Origin of the sequence: Tenacibaculum soleae (genome assembly GCF_001693415.1) — a bacterium.
In the GTDB taxonomy this organism is placed as follows: domain Bacteria; phylum Bacteroidota; class Bacteroidia; order Flavobacteriales; family Flavobacteriaceae; genus Polaribacter; species Polaribacter soleae.
On the sequence record NZ_MAKX01000013.1, the window covers coordinates 251,220 to 271,254 of the forward strand.

The 20,035-nt window shown below is 29.2% G+C and carries 18 protein-coding genes; 8 read left to right on the forward strand and 10 right to left on the reverse strand.

Annotation, left to right across the window (positions count from 1 at the left end; genetic code table 11):
- Positions 1-64 precede the first annotated feature (64 nt).
- Entirely contained in the window at positions 65-1,888 is a 1,824-nt protein-coding gene (locus BA195_RS10820) for a cation:proton antiporter (RefSeq protein ID WP_068705356.1), read from the forward strand.
- Here BA195_RS10820 and dnaX read toward each other — a convergent pair.
- Positions 1,877-3,589, reverse strand: coding sequence for a DNA polymerase III subunit gamma/tau (gene dnaX / locus BA195_RS10825; RefSeq protein ID WP_068705358.1), 1,713 nt, complete (start codon positions 3,587-3,589; stop codon positions 1,877-1,879). The two genes, BA195_RS10820 and dnaX, sit on opposite strands and share 12 nt — an antisense overlap.
- A 138-nt stretch (positions 3,590-3,727) precedes the next feature.
- Between dnaX and msrA the strand changes: the two genes are divergently transcribed.
- The gene (msrA, locus tag BA195_RS10830; RefSeq protein ID WP_068705360.1) at positions 3,728-4,375 is read left to right on the forward strand and encodes a peptide-methionine (S)-S-oxide reductase MsrA; all 648 of its coding nucleotides are present in this window, start codon (positions 3,728-3,730) and stop codon (positions 4,373-4,375) included.
- A gap of 54 nt (positions 4,376-4,429) precedes the next feature.
- Here the strand turns inward: msrA and BA195_RS10835 are convergent, their stop codons facing one another.
- The 7 genes from BA195_RS10835 to BA195_RS10865 all read right to left on the reverse strand — a co-directional run bounded on the left by BA195_RS10835 (position 4,430) and on the right by BA195_RS10865 (position 11,093).
- On the reverse strand, positions 4,430-5,032 hold the full coding sequence (locus tag BA195_RS10835) for a hypothetical protein (RefSeq protein ID WP_068705362.1): 603 nt from the start codon (positions 5,030-5,032) through the stop codon (positions 4,430-4,432).
- Positions 5,033-5,042: 10 nt separating this feature from the next.
- Complete coding sequence (locus BA195_RS10840) at positions 5,043-7,448, reverse strand: TonB-dependent receptor (RefSeq protein ID WP_068705364.1); 2,406 nt, start codon at positions 7,446-7,448, stop codon at positions 5,043-5,045.
- Between the two features lie 41 nt (positions 7,449-7,489).
- Positions 7,490-7,810 carry a hypothetical protein gene (locus tag BA195_RS10845; protein WP_068705366.1) on the reverse strand — a complete coding sequence of 107 codons (321 nt, stop codon included), beginning with the start codon at positions 7,808-7,810 and terminating at the stop codon, positions 7,490-7,492.
- Between the two features lie 77 nt (positions 7,811-7,887).
- Positions 7,888-8,661, reverse strand: a complete 774-nt coding sequence (locus BA195_RS10850) for a TerC family protein (RefSeq protein ID WP_218059525.1) — start codon at positions 8,659-8,661, stop codon at positions 7,888-7,890.
- A 3-nt stretch (positions 8,662-8,664) separates the two neighbouring features.
- A complete protein-coding gene (locus tag BA195_RS10855; protein WP_068705370.1) occupies positions 8,665-9,081 on the reverse strand; it encodes a hypothetical protein in 417 nt (138 codons plus the stop codon).
- Entirely contained in the window at positions 9,081-10,424 is a 1,344-nt protein-coding gene (gene purB, locus BA195_RS10860; RefSeq protein WP_068705372.1) for an adenylosuccinate lyase, read from the reverse strand. Before purB ends, BA195_RS10855 begins: the two co-directional genes overlap by 1 nt.
- Positions 10,425-10,496: 72 nt before the next feature.
- Positions 10,497-11,093: a Crp/Fnr family transcriptional regulator gene (locus BA195_RS10865; protein ID WP_068705374.1), complete on the reverse strand. Its 597-nt coding sequence runs from the start codon at positions 11,091-11,093 to the stop codon at positions 10,497-10,499.
- 68 nt (positions 11,094-11,161) lie between these two features.
- Between BA195_RS10865 and BA195_RS10870 the strand changes: the two genes are divergently transcribed.
- The gene (locus tag BA195_RS10870) at positions 11,162-11,560 is read left to right on the forward strand and encodes a group III truncated hemoglobin (RefSeq protein WP_068705375.1); all 399 of its coding nucleotides are present in this window, start codon (positions 11,162-11,164) and stop codon (positions 11,558-11,560) included.
- Here the strand turns inward: BA195_RS10870 and BA195_RS10875 are convergent.
- Positions 11,550-11,888 carry a hypothetical protein gene (locus BA195_RS10875; protein WP_068705377.1) on the reverse strand — a complete coding sequence of 113 codons (339 nt, stop codon included), beginning with the start codon at positions 11,886-11,888 and terminating at the stop codon, positions 11,550-11,552. The genes BA195_RS10870 and BA195_RS10875 overlap by 11 nt on opposite strands.
- A 134-nt stretch (positions 11,889-12,022) precedes the next feature.
- Here BA195_RS10875 and BA195_RS10880 point away from each other — a divergent pair, with 134 nt between their 5' ends.
- The 5 genes from BA195_RS10880 to BA195_RS10900 all read left to right on the forward strand — a co-directional run bounded on the left by BA195_RS10880 (position 12,023) and on the right by BA195_RS10900 (position 18,071).
- Positions 12,023-14,041, forward strand: coding sequence for a VWA domain-containing protein (locus BA195_RS10880; protein ID WP_245662345.1), 2,019 nt, complete (start codon positions 12,023-12,025; stop codon positions 14,039-14,041).
- A gap of 64 nt (positions 14,042-14,105) precedes the next feature.
- Entirely contained in the window at positions 14,106-14,492 is a 387-nt protein-coding gene (locus BA195_RS10885; RefSeq protein WP_068705379.1) for an acyl-CoA thioesterase, read from the forward strand.
- 50 nt (positions 14,493-14,542) lie between these two features.
- The gene (locus tag BA195_RS10890) at positions 14,543-14,887 is read left to right on the forward strand and encodes a hypothetical protein (RefSeq protein WP_141677697.1); all 345 of its coding nucleotides are present in this window, start codon (positions 14,543-14,545) and stop codon (positions 14,885-14,887) included.
- Positions 14,888-14,990: 103 nt separating this feature from the next.
- A complete protein-coding gene (locus BA195_RS10895; RefSeq protein ID WP_068705383.1) occupies positions 14,991-17,144 on the forward strand; it encodes a TonB-dependent receptor in 2,154 nt (717 codons plus the stop codon).
- Between the two features lie 93 nt (positions 17,145-17,237).
- Positions 17,238-18,071, forward strand: coding sequence for a prohibitin family protein (locus BA195_RS10900; protein WP_068705385.1), 834 nt, complete (start codon positions 17,238-17,240; stop codon positions 18,069-18,071).
- Positions 18,072-18,140: 69 nt separating this feature from the next.
- On the opposite strand, the gene BA195_RS10905 is transcribed toward BA195_RS10900, so the two are convergent.
- Positions 18,141-19,961, reverse strand: coding sequence for a DEAD/DEAH box helicase (locus BA195_RS10905; RefSeq protein ID WP_068705387.1), 1,821 nt, complete (start codon positions 19,959-19,961; stop codon positions 18,141-18,143).
- Positions 19,962-20,035: the final 74 nt, after the last annotated feature.

Sequence of the window (20,035 nt, forward strand, 5' to 3'; positions counted from 1 at the left end):
ACGCTCGAAGATATAATTTTCTTGTTGTTAAAAAAAAAATTACTTTTACAAGAAAATAACATTTATGATTGAATTGGCAGGAATTATAATATTAGGAATTTTAGCGCAATGGTTTGCTTGGAAATTTAAGATTCCGGCAATTTTACCTTTAATTATAATCGGGTTGTTTGTTGGGCCTATAGCTGCTGAATTTTTTAATGATGATGGTAGCAAATGGATAGAGCCTGTTTGGAACGGTAAAAAAGGATTGTTTCCTGGAGAAGGGCTGTATTATTTTGTTTCATTAGCCATAAGTATTATACTTTTTGAAGGAGGATTAACTTTACGTAGAGAAGAAATTAAGAATATAGGCCCTGTAATAACTAAATTAATAACCTTAGGTTCGAGCATTACTTTTTTTGGTGCAGGTATTATTGCACATTACACTTTTAACTTAAGTTGGGAGCTATCTTTTTTATTTGCAGGTTTAATTATTGTAACAGGTCCAACAGTTATAACACCAATTTTAAGAAATATTCCTCTAAAAAAAGATGTATCCGCAGTTTTAAAATGGGAGGGTATTTTGATTGACCCAATAGGAGCTTTGGTTGCGGTATTAGTTTTTGAGTTTATTAGTGTTGGTGGTGGTGCTGGATTTACACAAACAGCATTGTTAGAATTTTTAAAAATTCTTTTATTTGGTACTACTTTTGGATTTACATTTGCACATGCTTTAATATTTATTATCAATAAAAAATGGGTACCGCATTATTTATTAAATGTAGTTTCATTATCTACTGTTCTTTTAGTTTTTGTTGAATCTGAAATATTTGCTCATGAATCAGGCTTATTAGCTGTTGTCGTAATGGGAATGGTATTAGGTAACAGTAAGTTGAAAAATTTAAAAGAGATACTTTATTTTAAAGAATCTTTAAGTGTACTATTAATTTCTATATTATTTATTCTTTTGGCAGCAAACATGAATATTGAAGAGTTAATGCTACTATATAGATGGGAAACATTACTTCTTTTTGCATTAATTGTATTTGTAATTAGACCTTTAGCAGTTTTTGTAAGTGCCTACAATTCGAATTTAAAAATTAATGAAAAATTATTTATAAGTTGGGTAGGACCAAGAGGTATTGTTGCAGCAGGTATTGCTTCGTTATTTGGAAGTAAGTTGTTAAAGCAAGGTGTAGCAGGGGCAGAATATATAACCCCTCTTGTTTTTATGATTGTTTTAGGTACCGTATTGTTAAACGCAACCACTGCAAGATTGTTTGCTAAAATGATAGGTGTTTTCTTAAAAAAATCGAATGCTATTATGATTATTGGAGCTTCAGATATGGCACGACTTATAGCAGTATATCTAAAGAAAAATAATAGAAGAGTTGTTATTATCGATTCAAATAAAGATAATATTGAAAAAGCTAAGAATGAAGGTTTAGAGTCTTTTCAGGTAAATATTTATGATGATAATTTAACCGATAATATTGAGTTTAATGACGTAGGATATTTATTATCTGTAACAGGTAGTGATTCTATTAACAAATATGCAATTTCTAATTTTTCGAATACCTTTGGTGAACAAGGAGCGTATCGTTTAGCAAGTTCTCAAGAAATTATTACTAAAGAATACGAAAATAAAGCACAATTATTTACCATTAAAGATGATTATTTAAATTTAATGGACACGGTAAGAGAGTTTCCTGAGATTCATGAAACTCCAGTAAATTCTATTGAAGAGTATAAAAAGAAAATTAATGAAATTTATGCAGAGTTGAAATCAATTCCGATTTTAATGAAAAATAAAAATAATGAAATTTTATTAATATCAGAATTCGAAAAGAAAGTTACTACAATAGAAAATTGGAAGCTAGTTTACCTTGGTAAAGAATTACAAGTCTAAACCAAAAGTATTTTTTAACTTTTCTAATAAGGGATTAATTTCCTTTAGTTTTTCGTATTTTTCTTGTGGTGTGTAGGCAAACTTTTTTTCTACGGTTTCATTAACAACTACTTTTATTTGAATACCGTAATTGTTTAATTTTTCACGTAAAAATCTGGTTAGTTTAGATTTTCCTCGTTCTAATTGAGCTTTCATTAAATCGTTAGGTAACGAAAAAATAATGGTAAATGATGTGTCTAATTGTGGTTCACCAGAAGCTAATATAGCCGCTATACTACGCTCACCAAGCTCTTGTAGTTTAAAGTAGTATTTTTTCCACGCATCTTTAAGCTCCTCATGTGTAAAGGGGGTTTTAGGGTGGTTTTCAAAATTTTCATCATCATCGTCAATGGTTTTATAAACCTTTTTTTGATGTACACTTTTTAATGATAAAGCAGAACTACGTCGCTTTATATTTTTTAAAAGAGGTTTTGTTGATTTTGGAGCACTTTCTTTAACAACAGCCTGATTTATTTTAACTTTTTCAGGTGTATTTGTAACTGGTTTTTCAACTTTATTTGTTACTGTTTTCTTTATTGATGGAGATAAAGAAGTAAAAAAAGTAGCTGGAATTATGTAGTTGTTAGATTTTTTTTTTGCTCCATCAAAATTGATAGAGGCTATTTGCATTAAGGTTAATTCTACCAACAAACGTTGATTTTTACTGCCTCGATATTTTAAATCACAATCATTAGCTTTATCAATTGCGGGAACTAAAAATTGCATGTTAGCTTTTTTAGATTGCTCTAAATATTTCTTTTTAGTATTGTCGCCAACTTCTAATAAAGGTATGGTAGCTTCATCTTTTGCAACTAATAAATCTCTAAAATGTGATGCTAATCCGTTTATAAAATGATGTCCTTCAAAACCTTTGCTTAACACATTATTAAACGCCATTAATACTTCAGGAATTTTATGTTCAATCAATAAATCCGTGATATTAAAATATACATCGTAATCTAATACGTTTAAGTTTTGTGTAACAGCTTCGCGAGTTAAATTACTACCAGAAAAACTTACTACTCTATCAAAAATAGATAAAGCATCACGCATTGCGCCATCAGCTTTTTGAGCAATTACATGCAAAGCATCATCATCGGCAGTAATATTTTCTTTTGCACAAATAGTTTTTAAATAATTTTTAGCATCTAAAACACCGATTCGTTTAAAATCAAAAATTTGACAACGAGACAATATCGTTGGTATAATTTTATGTTTTTCGGTAGTTGCTAAAATAAAAATAGCGTGTGCAGGCGGTTCTTCTAAGGTTTTTAAAAACGCATTAAAAGCTGCTTGCGAAAGCATGTGTACCTCGTCAATAATATATACTTTATATTTTCCTGTTTGTGGCGGAATACGAACCTGATCGGTTAAGCTACGAATATCATCAACCGAGTTATTAGAAGCAGCATCTAATTCAAAAATATTAAAAGCAAAATCTTCATCAGCATTGGTTTCAGCATCTTCTTGATTAATGCGTTTTGCTAAAATTCGTGCACAGGATGTTTTACCAACACCACGGGGTCCTGTAAATAATAATGCTTGTGCTAAATGGTTATTTTTTATAGCGTTTTCTAACGTATTTGTGATGGCTTGCTGTCCAACAACATCCTCAAAGTTTTGAGGGCGATATTTACGCGCTGATACTATAAAATGCTCCATTAATTTACATTGTTTATATTAACAAAAATAGAAAACCCGATATTAACTAACAAACAATTTTCTTAATGAAAGCCTAAAGTTGTAAACAATTGTATAAACTTATCTTTGCGTACGACTAATGTTTAAAATATATATAATATGAAGCGATTTAAAACAACTACATTTTTTGCAATTCTATTTTTCAGTTTATTATTGATGAATTTTTCAAGTGCTAAAGAAAAAAAGAGTAGCAACATTAATGAATCAATATTACAAGAAATTAAGGTTGCCTATTTTGCAGGTGGGTGTTTTTGGTGTGTTGAAGCAATTTTTGAAAGTGTAATAGGCGTAGAGGAGGCTGTTTCTGGGTATGCAGGTGGATTTACAAAAAATCCAACATACGAAAGTAGTAATACGGGTAAAACAGGACATGCAGAGGCTGTGGCTGTGTATTATAACCCCAAAAAAGTAAGTTTTAAAACGTTGGTTGATGTTTATTTTGGTTCACACAATCCAACTACAATAAATGGGCAACATCCTGATTATGGTTCGCAATACAGGTCGATTGCTTTTTATAATAATCAACAAGAAAAAATGATTATTGAAAACAAAATTAAACTACTAAATATCGAAGTTTATAACGGACAAGTAGTGACTGAAGTAAAAAAGATAAAAAAGTTTTACAAAGCAGAAGACTATCATCAAGATTACGAAAAAATGCATCCTGAAAACCCTTATATTCAAAATGTTTCAATTCCCAGATTGAATCGTTTTAAAAAGAAATTTCCTCAATTACTTAAAAAGTAATTGAGGAAATTAAAAAAAAATAAACTTTTGTTGTTTATAAAAGCGTAAATAGTTTTATCTACCTGCTACTATGATAGGAAAAGTAGCTTCAATATCAGTCTCTCCACCAGCATTTGTCATATCTCCATCGGCAACATTATCACCATTTTTAGTTGGTTCATGTTTTAAAATAATTGTATAACTACCTGTACCAGTAGCACCTGTTTTTACAGTAAATTTAACTCCTAACGGATTTCCATCAGTATCAATATCATCTTCATTATACATAAATGTACTTTCTATACCTGAAGCTGTATAAAAAAACTGGTGTTCTTCAGCTTCTTCTATAACTTCTAACGTAATGTTATCAACAGGACTTTCATTTTCATTTAATAATGTAATAACAGCACTATAAGTAGTGTTTGCCATTAAAGTACCTCCGGTAATTTCAGGTTCTCCATGTTCCTCTTCGTGCTCTCCTTCTTCATGTCCTCCTTCTTCATGATCTTCTACATTTTTCCATTCTAAAGTTACAGGATCTCCAGTTTCAGGAGTTAAAACAACTTTCATAGTTGTAATTAATTCTTCATCATGGATGTGCTCTGGATCACTATCAGAACAAGAAGTTACAATAATTGAACTGATAAATAATACTGCTAAAAGTTTAATATTTTTCATTGTTAAGTTTTTAATAATTAATTTTAATTTGAATTTTAAAGTTTCTTCCTAAATCATCTGCATAATAACGCAATCTGTTTAAGTAATTTCTGTAAGATTGATTTAATACATTGTCTATCGAAAAGTTAAGATTTACTTTTGTTTTAGACATGTTAAAATCAAATCCAGAAGAAAAGTTTAATAAATGATATGCCTTTGGCGGAGTACTAATATCTACAAGTTTACGGGTGTTTGTAGCTGGAATAAAAGCCATGAAATTGTTATCAGGATACTCATTTTGCCTAGCATTAAACTCACTTTCTATGGCTGCATAAAAATTACTCCAATTTTCTTTTTTAAAGAATAATGTTGTTGCCGTTTTAAAAGCAGGTATATCAATTAAAGCTCTTTTGTTTGTTAAATCGCGTCCTTTTATGAACGACATCTTATTGGTAATATTAAAATTGGTAGTTACATTGTACTTAACACTAGTGTCTAAACCTAATAAATGAGCATTTGTTTGCTTGTATGACCAAACAGGAAATGCGCCACGTAAAGTAGTTTCAACACCAGTAGGTTCAATGTAAATAAAATCGGTTACATAATTATAAAATCCTTCTAAAGCAACGTTTAAATTATTGTTATTAAACTTATAAGTTGCTGAAAACCGGTTAGATGTTTCAGGTTGCATTTTTAAATCACCAAGTTCTATTCTAGCAGCAGAATGGTGTAAACCATCGCTAAACAATTCTGATGCGTTAGGCGCTCTGTTTGATAAACCATAATTTACTAAAATAGCATTTTGATTATCAATTGTATAAGATGCACCTAATGAGGTAGAAATATTATGATAATTAAATATCGGGTTTACTAAAAAATCAGATGGATAACTACTATCATCAATAATTAAATGACCAAATTCTTGCTGATAGTTTAAGGAATTCCATCTTGATTTTCTATAAAACTTTTTTGCATTAATTCGTTCAAAATCATATCGAACACCAGCGTTTAAAACAATGTTTTCAAACCTAAAGTCGGTTATAGCGTAAGCATTCAGATTATATTTATTATAATCGGGTATAATTCTTTTAACTCCAGATTTAGGATCCGAAAAATTATTTTGGTATGCTCCACTAATTCCAAATTTATAAGTATTTTCAGAATTTGAATCTAAATTGATATCACCTTTAAAAGAGTGTGTTTTTAATAATAAATTGGTTGCAGCAATTGAGCTACGTCCACCTCTTCTTATATCAAACTCTAACCTTTCGTTTTGTTGATAATCATATTGAAAAGTTAATTTTCCAATACCTTTTAAACGTTTGTAAACTTTTGCTTTTAACAATTGGTGTGTTACCTCTTGCTTTGGATTATTAATAGTATAGCTAAAATCATCAATAACAAATGGTACATCACTATTTAAAGCTTTAACTAAGTCAGAAACGTTACCTATATGCGATGCACGAAGTATACCTATTTCGTTAGTAGTATTGCTGTAAAAAAGCTCAAAACCTTCATTAAACTGCTTAAAACCAGTATGGAATGTAAAGGCTTTAGCATTTAAACCGGTATTGGTAAGGTTATAATTTGGTGTTTCAAAATCGCCCGCTCTTTTATAAGAAACTTGCCCATTAATAAACCAACCTTTTTTATAACTTTTATGCAAGCTAGTTGAAGCGGAAAATAAATTACCGTTGCTTTGTTGTGAAACAATTGTTTTACCAAATAAAGTATCTTTTAAAATTACTTTTGAAGGATTTACAATAATAACTCCACCAATAGCATCACCTCCATACTGTAATGCATTAGCTCCTTTTATAACAGAAATGCTTCCAGCAGCATTAATGTCAATATTAGGTGCATGCTCAATACCCCATTCTTGATCTTGTAATCGAACTCCATTAAAACTAGTTAAAACTCTACTACTATGTAAACCATTAATTATTGGTTTAACAATTGTATTACCAGTATTTATTGATGATACACCAGCAACATTTTTAATAGCATCACCTAAAGAGGATGCACTAAATTTTTCTAAAGTTTTTGTTTTTATTAATGTTTCTTGAGCTGTTTTTGTTTTTAAACCAACTGTAGTTTTAACAGTAACTTCATTTAACTCTTCAATATGGTGTTCTAAGTCTATAACTTTATAAATGTTTTTTACAACATTTAGTTCCAAGATTTTTTTATCACAAGCTACGTGAGAAATTTCGACAATAATTTTACCTGCACATACATTGTTTATAGTAAATTTTCCCTCAAAATTAGTAGTGGTATACTTATTTTGGTTTTTTATGTAGATTGTAGCATTTACAATAGCAGATTTGTCATGAAAATCTTCTACTAAACCAGAAAAAGTATAGTTACATTTTTGGGCTTTTACTATAAAAACAGATGTAGTTAGTAAAAGTATAAATAATATACTTTTAAGTTTCATCCAAAAGTTTTAATTGTAATTTATAATTATGTTAATTTTAATTAAATAATTACAACAGGAGGTGCTCTAGATGATTTGTTAGAAGAGTAGTTAGTTATTAATTGCTGTGATTTATAATTAGCTTTTTTTGCAAAAACTAATTCATTAACTAATAAACTAGGCTTATTAAGGTTATAATAAAAAACAGTTAACTGTAAATGTAAATCACTACAATCATTTTCTAACTCGTGTAAATGTTGTTCTGTTTTTGAAATACAAACCACGTGCTCATGCTTGTTAAGTGCATGTATTACTTGTATTGCTGTTGGTAATAACAAAGCAAACAAGAAAAATGGAATTATGTATTTTTTAAGTTTTAACATATTGTGCAAATGTATAAAAAAAACCACGACTTATAACTTAATAAGTTGTGGTTTTAAATCTTAAAATTTTATTAATTTTATTTTTTGCTACCTCTCATTTTCATATTTAACATTTCAACAACTAAAGAAAATGTAATAGCAAAGTATAAATAACCTTTTGGAACGGTACCTACTTCTTCTCCAAAAAGAGTAGCATGTGATAAATGAGCTCCTTCAGCAATTAACATAAACCCTATTAATATTAAAAATGATAAACCTAACATTTGTATCGTAGGATGTTTGTTTACAAATTTACCCACAGGATTGGCAAATAACATCATAATAACCATTGATAAAATTACTGAAGCAATCATAATAATCATCGATCCTTCAACACCATTAGTCATTCCTACTGCTGTTAAAATAGAGTCAAATGAAAAAACAATATTTATTAAAGTTATTTGAATAATAGCCTGACTTAAGGTATACCCCTTTTGTGGTTTGGTATCAGTTTCTTCTTCAGATAAACCTTCTACTTTATGATGTATCTCTTTGGTACTTTTATAGAGTAGAAAAATACCTCCTGCAAATAATATTAATGCTTGCCCAGTAAAACCAGCCTTAAACCAAGAAAAATCGACATGAAAAAGTGGTGCATTCATTGCAATTAATAATGAAATACCAAAAAGTAAGGCAATACGTAAAAGCATTGCTAATACTAAACCAATATTGGTTGCTTTTTTCTGTAATTTTTCTGGAAGTTTATTAGCCGCAATGGTTATAAATATAATATTGTCAATACCTAAAACAATTTCTAAAAAAGTTAAGGTTATTAAAGCTCCCCATGTATCTGCTTGTAAAAATATTTCCATCATTTAGTCAACTTTATATACGGTTCCTTTTTGTTTAAAATTTGAATAACCAATTTTTGCTGTAAAGTTATACGAACTATCAGTTACTTGTGTTATTTGAACAAATATAGGATCTTTATCTAAATCAGTTTTTGGTGTTTTCATTCGCAATGAATAGGCGAAGTTATTTTTCCATTTGATAAAAAGAGTATCAATATGTTTAACTTCTTTTTCTGTAACTAAACTATCGGTAGATATACTAACTTTTTTAGAGTATTCTTCTATCTGTAAGCTGTCTTTTCGTACAATAGTAGTTTTTCCATAATTATCACCTGCAGGAATTTCAAACGTTCCGTATACAAAACGTTTCGGGTCACCTTTTTTTTCTGGAGTACAAGAGTAAACTAAAAAAACAACTAAAAAACTAAGTAAATATCTCATTAAATTCCTGTGTAATTAGCTGGTGTAATAGCTTTTAATTCTTCTTTAATTTCAGATGAAACCTCTAAAGTGTCAATAAAGTTGGCAATTGATTGCTTGTTTATTTTTTCGTTAGTACGTGTTAAACCTTTTAAAGCTTCGTATGGATTTGGATATGCTTCACGACGTAATATTGTTTGAATAGCTTCTGCTACAACCGCCCAATTATTTTCTAAATCTTCAGCAAATTTTGCTTCGTTTAAAAGTAATTTATTTAATCCTTTTAAGGTAGATGCAAAACCAATTAATGTATGTCCAAAAGGTACACCAACATTACGTAAAACTGTACTGTCGGTTAAATCACGTTGTAATCTTGAAATTGGTAATTTTGCTGATAAATGCTCAAAAATAGCGTTTGCAATTCCTAAATTTCCTTCAGAGTTTTCAAAATCAATCGGATTTACTTTATGTGGCATTGCAGACGAACCTACTTCACCTTTTTTAATTTTTTGCTTAAAGTAATCGTTTGAAACATATGTCCAAACATCACGATCTAAATCAATTAAAATAGTATTTACACGTTTTAAACCATCATATAAAGCAGCCATGTGGTCATAATGCTCAATTTGTGTTGTAGGAAAAGAGTGGTGTAAGCCTAAAATATCTTCAACAAAGTGGGTTCCAAAGTTTTTCCAGTCAATATCAGGATATGCAACTTTATGTGCATTAAAATTACCAGTTGCACCACCAAATTTAGCTGCATGTGGTGTGTGTTGTATGTGTATTGCTTGGTTGTTAATACGTTCTACAAAAACAAAAAATTCTTTTCCTAAACGGGTAGGAGAGGCTGGTTGTCCGTGCGTACGAGCCAACATTGGTATCGCATCCCACTCTTCTGATAAATCGGCTAATTTACTTACCAAAGTATCTAAAGTTGGGTAATAAACTTCATCCATCGCATCTTTAATTGATAGTGGAATAGCAGTATTATTAATATCCTGTGAGGTTAATCCGAAGTGAATAAACTCTTTGTGTTTTTGTAAGTTTAAAGCGTCAAATTTTTCTTTAATAAAGTATTCAACTGCTTTTACATCATGATTAGTAACCGCTTCAATATCTTTTATTTTCTGAGCATCTTCAGTCGAAAAATCTTCATATATTTTACGTAAATCGGCATATAAATCTTTATTAAAATCAGCCAATTGAGGTAAAGGAATTTCACATAAAGCAATAAAATACTCTATTTCAACTTTTACTCGATATTTTATTAAAGCTTCTTCAGAAAAATAGTTGGCTAAATCGGCAACTTTATTACGGTATCTACCATCAATAGGAGAGATGGCGTTTAATTGTGTTAAATTCATGTTTTGTTGTTGAGTTGTAAGTAGCAAAAATAGAAAATACTTGCTTTATTTAACCGATATATGTCAGGAATTTTAACGAAACACTTTTCGCTTTAAAATTTTAAGAGCACCTTTTTTTTCTAACAATTTAATTACTCGTATTACTGTTTCTACTCGTAACCCTAAAATATCAGCTATTTGTTGTCGGGTATAGTCAACTTTAAAGGTAAAATTACCGGATACTTTATAAACATCATTTTTTAAATAATCAATAAAACGAAGTACACGATGTGCGGGTTCTTGACTAGATATTTCAGAAGCTATAATTGCTTTATAATATAAACGTTTTGCTAAACTTTGTGTGATTTTTAAATGAATTTCAGGGTTTTCTTGAAGTAATTTAAAAAGGTTTTCTTTAGGGATTACTAAAATTTTACTTTCAGATATAGTTACTGCATTCGCAGGATATTTAACATCTATAAACAAAGGAGGTTCGCCAAAACTTTGGTTTTTATAAAAAATACCCTGAATAAATTCTTTGCCGTCATCATTATAATTATTCATTTTTACAGCACCACTACAAATTTGAAAATAATTATAAGCTGTGTTATTTTCAGCAAAGATATTTTCCCCTTTTTTAAATTCTTTAAATTGAGCGCTAAATTTCAGTAAAAGTTCTTCTGGTATCATTATGATTTAAGTCATAAATTGCAATAGTATAAAGATATACTTTTACGGCAGATTAATATAGTTTTTAGATGGATAAAAAAGAAATTGAAAATAGAGAAGATGTTTATTTATTAGTATCAACCTTTTATGATAGAATTAAAGAAGATGATTTTATAGGGCCTATTTTTTTAAAAACTATTCCTGATGAAAAATGGGAATCACATTTACAAAAGTTGACCGATTTTTGGGAAACAAATCTTTTTTTTGTACGAAAATTTAAAGGAAACCCAATGAAAGCTCACAAAGATTTGGATACGAATTTTAATCATAGTATTTCTCAAGAACATTTTGGTAGGTGGTTGCAATTATGGTTTGAAACTTTAGATACTTATTTTACTGGAAATAAAGCAAATGAAGCAAAAGAAAGAGCACGAAATATTGCATCAATGCTCTTTTTTAAAATGTTTGAAGCTAAACCTAAAAAATAATTTGATAAATTATTAATAAAACATTTATTAAAATAGTTACAAAAAAGGACCAAACTACTGTTTTTAAACTACGCTGGCTTATTGCTACCGCATTGGCGCCCATAGCTGAAATACAAGTTATGGCTAATGCAAAAACATTTACATTACCATGTACAGCAAGTGCAGCTGAAAAAGAAGCTATCATACTACTAACCATTAATAAAATTAATGAAATTCCAAAGGCGTTTTCTTTTTCTTGTGCTATTTTATGGTTTATAGTACTTAAAAAGTTAAGTTTAGAAAATTTAAAAGTTGAGTTTTCTACGAGTATTTGTTCTGTTGTTATCATGCCTAAAAGTATTTTGATACAAAATTAAGAATGAACACGTTGTTTGTTTTATGACCTAAATCATAAAGTAAAAACAAGTTTGACGCACTTTATTTGATTGCTTTTTTTATCTTCACAAACTAAAATATTTTTTAGTGGAATCTATAACTATCATTTATATTGTTTTGGCGGTTTTATTTAGTACTGCCATTGCTTTTTTTCAATATTTTTATAAAACCAAAAGCAACCCGAAAATAAATATCTTACTTTTTGGATTAAAATTTGTTAGCCTGTTTTTATTGTTTTTGTTATTTATAAATCCGAAGATAAAAACAAATGAAACAACAAATAGTAAACCTGTTTTAAATGTTTTAGTTGATAATTCACTATCTACAAAATATTTTAAACAAGAAGCAACGGTAACAAATATTTTAAATGAAATAAAAAAAGATAAGGAAATTCAACATAAATTTGATGTACAGCCTTTTTCTTTCGGAAATCAAGTATCTGTAATTGATAGTTTGTTGTTTAATGAGCCTCAAACGGATATTTACAGTGCAATAACTTCGGTAAATGAATTATATAAAAATAGGTTAAATGCTACTGCTTTAATAACAGATGGTAATCAAACTAAAGGAAATGATTATGAGTTTTTAAATTCTAAAAATAAAATTTTCCCTGTCGTTGTTGGTGATACAACACAATATCAAGATATTGAAATAACACAATTAAATGTAAATAAATACAGTTATATCGAAAATAAGTTTCCTGTAGAAACTTTATTATATTATAAAGGAGATGAAAAAATCACCACAACTTTTTCGATTACACACCAAGGAAAAAAAGTGTTTTCAAAAAAACTTGAATTTTCTCCATCAAAACCTACACAAACAATTTCAACCAATATATTAGCAGCAAAAAAAGGTATTCAATACTACACAGCAACTGTTAGTAAAATTAAAGAGGAAAAAAATACTAAAAATAACTCTAAAAGTTTTTCGGTTGAAATTATTGATGAGCAAACTAAAGTATTAATTTTAAGTTCGTTTTTACATCCTGATTTAGGAGCCTTAAAAAAAGCAATAGTAAGTAACAATCAACGTAAGGTTGATATCACTTTAATTAAAGATAAAAATATTAATTATAATGCGTATCAATTTTATATTTTATACCAACCCAATAGCTCTTTTAAGCAAGTTTTTGAAAAAATAAATTCAAATTATTTAATTGTTTCTGGTACAAAAACAGATTGGAATTTTTTAAATGCTGAAAATATCGGAATAACCAAAAAAGTAATTAATCAAACCGAAGATTATCAAGCTATTTACAACGATGCTTTTTTAACTTTTTTACAAAAAGATATTGGTTTTAATGATTTTCCGCCTTTGTTAGATAAATTTGGAGAGGTACAGTTTAAAGGCAAGCAACAAACATTATTATATCAAAAATTTGCAGGTGTTAGCACTACACAGCCGTTATTAACAACAATAGAAAATAATTCTAAAAAACATGCTGTTTTATTGGGAGAAGGAATTTGGAAATGGCGTGCAGCAAGTTTTTTAAAAGAACAATCTTTTGAGGTTTTTGATGCTTTTTTAGCTAATTTAGTACAGTATTTAGCATCTAATAAAAAGCGAAAAAGATTAACAGTTAATTGTGCACCTATATACCCATCAAATGCGTCCATAAACATAGCTGCTTTTTATGTTGATAAAAATTACCTTTTTGATAACAGAGCTTCGTTAGAGTTAACGGTAACAAATGATGCATTAAAACAGCAAAAAATAATTCCTTTTTCATTAGTTAATAATTCCTATCAAGTATCGGTAGCAAATCTTACTTCAGGTAATTACTCTTACAAAGTGTCGGTCGTAAATCAAAACATTCATAGCGTAGGGAAATTTAAAATTACCGATTATCAAATTGAAGAACAATTTACGAATGCGAATTATAAAAAATTAAATTCTTTGGCTTTAAAAACTAATGGGAAGCTTTTTTACCCTACTAATATCAATAATTTATTAAGTGAATTATCGAATGATAAATCGTATTACACAGTGCAAAAATCAATTACTAAAAAACAAAATTTAATTGATTGGAAATGGATACTATTTTTATCAATTGTATTATTTTCATTAGAATGGTTTATCAGAAAATATTATGGTAAAATATAAAAACCTGATAATTTAAAGTAGTTAAATAGATTTTTTTTATCGAAATTTGTATAAAACAAAAAACATGAAATTTCACACACGAAAATGGATTAAACCAGAAGATTTAAACCCGAATGGAACCTTATTTGGAGGGCGTTTGTTACAATGGATTGATGAAGAAGTAGCTTTATATGCAATTATTCAATTAGAGATACCTAAAACAGTAACTAAGTTTATGTCTGAAATTGATTTTGTAAGTTCAGCAAAACAAGGAGATATTATTGAAATAGGTATTGAAGTTGTAAAGTTTGGAAATTCATCAATTACTTTAAATTGTGAAGTAAGAAATAAAATTACGCATAAAACAATTATAGCTATTGATAAAATTATAATGGTTAGTTTAAATGATAATGGGAGTCCTGTTGCACACGGAAAAACAAAAGTAGAGTATGCTAAAGATAGGTTAAAATAATAAAGCTATTAATTATTTTTCTATTTTTGTAGTGCTTTAAATCTATAGGTTTGAAAAACATTAGCATCATCATATTAACATTGTTGCTGCTTGTACCTCCAGTACAAGCACATACAGATGCTATTATTTTTAATGATGATAATGTACCAAAAGTTCATGTCAATACTATGGATAAAGCACATTCTGAAAGGCATCATCAAAATGATACCGAAGAAGAGAAAAATACCGAACATCATCATCATTGTATCTCGTTAGGCATTTCAAGCGCTATTATTATATCAGAATTTAAATTTCAATTTGTAAAATATTTTCAAGTAAAAAAGAAAATTCATTTTTATAAAGTTTTAAATGCATCTAATTTTTTAGATGAACTTCTTCAACCTCCGCAGATTTAATTATTTATAAAATTTCAATTTTTTATTGAAATCAAGGCATCTTTTTTATTTAAAAGATGTCTAATTACACACCTATATTTATAATTAATTAAATCATATAAAAATGATAAAAAAAATAGCTTTAACCTTATGTATAGCGTTATTCACTATGAATTTAATCGCACAAAACTCAATTAAGATACAAGTAATTTCAGATGAAAAAGACCCGTTACCAGGCGCTTCAATACTTATTAAAAATACAACATTAGGTAGTGAAACAGATTTAAACGGAGTAACAACCATAAATAATATTCCAACCGGAAAACAAACATTAATTGTTTCTTTTATTGGTTTTGAAACGGTAACAAAAACAATCCAATTTCCAACGTCAAAAAAACAAATTATTATTGAACTTCATGAAGATGAAGAGTCGTTAGAGGAAGTTGTAATTCAGTCGACAAGAAGTAAGCGGAGTATTGCTGAAATACCAACCCGAATAGAGGTTGTTAGTGCCGAAGAACTTGGCGAAAAAACAATAATGAACTCAGCCAATATTGCCATGGTTTTACGTGAAAGTACTGGAATACAAATGCAACAAACCTCTGCAAATTCTGCAAATCAATCTATTAGAATACAAGGGTTAGATGGTCGATTTACGCAGCTTTTAAAAGACGGATTTCCTTTATTTGGTGGTTTTTCAAGTGGATTAAGTGTTATGCAAATTCCGCCTTTAGATTTAAAACAAGTAGAAATTATAAAAGGAAGTTCGTCAACATTATACGGTGGCGGAGCAATTGCAGGCTTGGTAAATTTAGTATCAAAACAACCTACTGAAAAAAAAGAAATCAGTTTAATGTTTGATCAAACTTCTCGTGGTGGTAGTACTTTAAATGCTTTTTATAGGCAACGATTTAATAAATTTGGAATAACATTATACGGAGCAACTAATCATCAAAATGCTACGGATGTAAATAATGATCATTTTACAGATATTCCAAAAGTAAGAAGTATCAGTTTTAATCCTTCATTTTTTTATTATCCAAACGAAACAGAACAGTTGCGCTTAACATTAAATGCATCAATCGAAAAAAGAATAGGAGGAGATGTTGATGTTATTAATGATAATATGTCGTCAGATCACAATTTTTATGAAGAAAATAAATCACAACGTTATGCATCGCAAATAACTTATAGTAAAGATATTTCTGATAAAAAAACAGTAACACTAAAAAACAGTATAAGTTATTTTAAACGAGCGCTAATCTTACCTACGTATCAATTTAAAGGAAATCAAATAGCTACTTTTACTGAGGGAACGTATAATGTATACGATAACACTTCTGATTGGGTTTTTGGAGGGAATATTAGTACTGAAAACTTTAAAGAAGATGAAGTAACAAATTTGAATCGTAGTTACAATCAATTTTCAGTAGGTGGTTTTGCTCAAAACAATTGGAGATTTAATAAAAAAATGACGTTAGAAAGTGGTTTAAGAACCGATTATAATAATAATTACGGAACTTTTATACTACCTAGATTATCATTTTATATTAAATTTAATGATACTTTTTCTAGTAGAATAGGTGGTGGGCTAGGTTATAAAATACCAACCATTTTTACCGAAGATGCTGAACTACGTTCATATCAAAATGTAATGCCAATAAATGTTACTGATTTTAAAGCTGAAACTTCTATAGGTTTTAATGCTGATGTAAATTATAAAACTAAAATATTAAATGATAATGTATCAATATCATTTAATCAATTGGTTTTTTATACACAGTTAAAAAATTCACTTTTATTAGAAAAAAACGGAGTTAATTACCAATTTAAAAATGCATCAAGTACATTAAATAGTTATGGATTAGAGTCTAATTTAAAATTAAAATACAACGATTTTATATTATTTACTAATTATGCCTATAATAATGTAAAGCTAAATAATACCCAAAAAGCATTAACACCAGCACATAGTATTGGTGGTGTTTTAATGTATGAAGTGCACGATAAATGGCGAATTGGTTATGAAGCATATTACAAAAGCTCACAATTAAGAAATGATTTAACAACGACACCTAATTATTGGACTATGGGGTTTATGGTAATGCGTACTTTCGGAAAAATTAGTTTGTATACAAATTTTGAAAATTTTACCGATACCAAGCAACAAAATTATCAATCAATGGTTAATGCGCCACATAATAACCCAACCTTTACAGATATTTGGGCGCCAACAGATGGATTTGTTTTTAATGCAGGAGTTTTAGTAAAACTATAAAAATTAATCACAATCATTTTATAGTATAGAATTGAATTATACAAAAGTGATTGTGATTAATTCTGTATATTTGAAGTTAGAACAAATAAAAAAATGAACAACAACAAACAATTAGAATTACAGTTACCAAAAGGAGGAATTTTATTAGGAATTTTAGCCGTAGTAGCAATTATAACTTTTACAAAAGCAACAGTAACCATAGGGCCTGGAGAAGGAGGAGTTATTTTTGAAACTTTAGGAGATGGTATTAATACCGATAAAACTTATGGAGAAGGTTTTCATATAGTAGCACCTTGGAATAAAATGATTATAAGAAAAGTACGTCAACAATCAATTTCTGATGAGATGAATGTACTTTCTGTAAACGGATTAGAGGTAAAAGTAAACGGAACTATTTGGTACGAACCTGAATTTACTAACTTAGGAATGCTAATTAAAACTAAAGGTGAGGATTATGAACGTGAATTGTTAGATCCAGCAGTTAATGCTGCAGCAAGAAGTGTTGTTGGTCGTTACACACCAGAGCAATTATACTCTAGTAAAAGAGATGTAATTGAACAAGAAATTTTAGATGAAGTAAAATTGATTTTAAAAGATCAGTTTTTAATTGTTAAAAGAGTTTTAGTTGAAGATGTTAAGTTACCTACAACTATTAGAACAGCTATTGAAACCAAGTTAAAGCAAGAGCAAGAATCTTTAGAGTATGAATTTAGATTAGCAAAAGCAAAAAAAGAGGCTGAAAGACAAAAAATTGATGCCGAAGGTAAAGCGGTAGCAAATAAAATTTTAAGTGCATCATTAACTGATAAAATTTTACAAGAAAAAGGGATTGAAGCAACTTTAAAATTATCGGAATCACCAAATAGTAAAGTGGTATTAATTGGTGCTGGTAAAAGTGGAATGCCTATTATTTTAGGAAATCAATAATATCTTAAAGTACTTAAGTAAAAAAGCGAACTCAATTTGAGTTCGCTTTTTTTATATCAGATTCTTAATTTAATCTCTTCTACGTTTTCTTCCAAAACCTGCAGATGGATTATCTCCGCTTCTTCTTGGTGATGAAGATCTGTTATCATTATTTCTTCTTCTAGAATCGCTTCTATTACCACCATCTCTAGATCCTCTGTCATTTCCGCCACTTCTTCTTTTTCCGCTAAAGCCACCACCGCCATTTCTACGAGGTTTTCTTCCGCCACCGCCACCGCGGTTAGATTTAGTAATTTCAATATTTACAGAACGCCCGCTAAACTCAGGATCATTACTAGCAAAAGCATCTAAAGTTTCTTTTTCAAAGTTTTTATCAATTTCAAAGAAAGAAAAAGTATCTAAAATATCAATAGCTCCGATTTCAATTTTATCTGCAATTTTTTGATCGTTTATCAATCCGATTAATGAAGCAGGGTTTAATTTATCCTTTCTACCTAAGTTGATAAAGAAACGTGTCATATTTTCATCTCTTGATCTTCCTCTTGAGTTATCTCTAGATGATGATAAATCGTTTAAGTCTGCCGATTTATTGTAATAAGTTAAGAAAGAATTGAACTCTAACGAAACAAATTTTTGCACCAATTCTTCTCTTGTTAACCCTTCAAGTTTTTCATAAATACTTGGTAAAAATTCTTCAATTTGCTCATTGTTCACTTCAATATTTTGAACTTTGTCAATTAAATGCATTAATTGATTTTGGCAAATTTCTTTTCCAGTAGGTACTTTTGTTGGAACAAATTTCTTTTTAATAATTCGTTCAATAGCACGTAACCTACCTTTTTCTTTGTTATTTACTAATACAGCAGATATACCTTTGCTACCAGCTCTACCGGTTCTACCACTACGGTGGTTATAGTTTTCTATCTGATCTGGTAATTTATGGTTGATAACATGCGTTAAATCGTTAACATCAATTCCACGAGCTGCAACATCAGTTGCCACTAAAATTTGGATTGTCTTTTTACGAAATTTCCCCATAACACTATCTCTTTGTGCTTGAGATAAATCTCCATGTAAAGCATCTGCACTATAACCGTCTTTAATCAAGTTATTGGCAACTTCTTGTGTTTCTCTTCGTGTTCGACAAAAAATAATTGCGTAAATATCAGTATTTACATCAGCAATTCTTTTTAAGGCTGGGTAACGAGTTCTTTCAGTTACCAAATAATATTCGTGACTTACGTTATCTGATCCTTGATTTTTTTCTCCTGATGTAATTTCAACAGGATTAGTCATATAGTTTCTAGCAATAGCCTCTACTTCTCTAGGAAAAGTTGCCGAAAATAATAAGGTTTGTTTACTTTCAGGAGTTGCATCTAAAACTTTATCAAGCTCATCTTTAAAGCCCATATTAAGCATTTCATCAGCTTCATCTAAAACTAACCATTTTACATTCCCTAATTTTAATGCTCTACGGTTTATTAAATCTACCGTTCTACCTGGAGTACCAACAACAATTTGAGCACCTCTTTTTAGGCCTCTTATTTGTTCTTCAATATTCGAACCTCCATATACAGTTACTACTTTTAAGTCTGGTATGTATTTAGAAAATTCTTTAATATTATTTCCAATTTGTACAGCTAGTTCACGGGTAGGAGATAAGATGATTGCTTGTACATTTTTATCAGAACTATCAATCTGTTCTATAATAGGTAAACTAAAAGCGGCTGTTTTTCCTGTTCCTGTTTGTGCAAATGCTTTTAAATCTTCAGTTGAAGAAATAATTTGTGGAATTGCTTTTTCTTGAATTACAGTAGGTTTTTCGTAACCTAAATCTGTTAATGCTTTGTTGATAGGCTCTTTTAAGCCTAAATCTAAAAATGTTGACATATATACGTCTGTGTTCTTTTTTAGATTCACAGACGCCAGTATCTGTAAACCTGATTCTTATTTTGGACAATAGA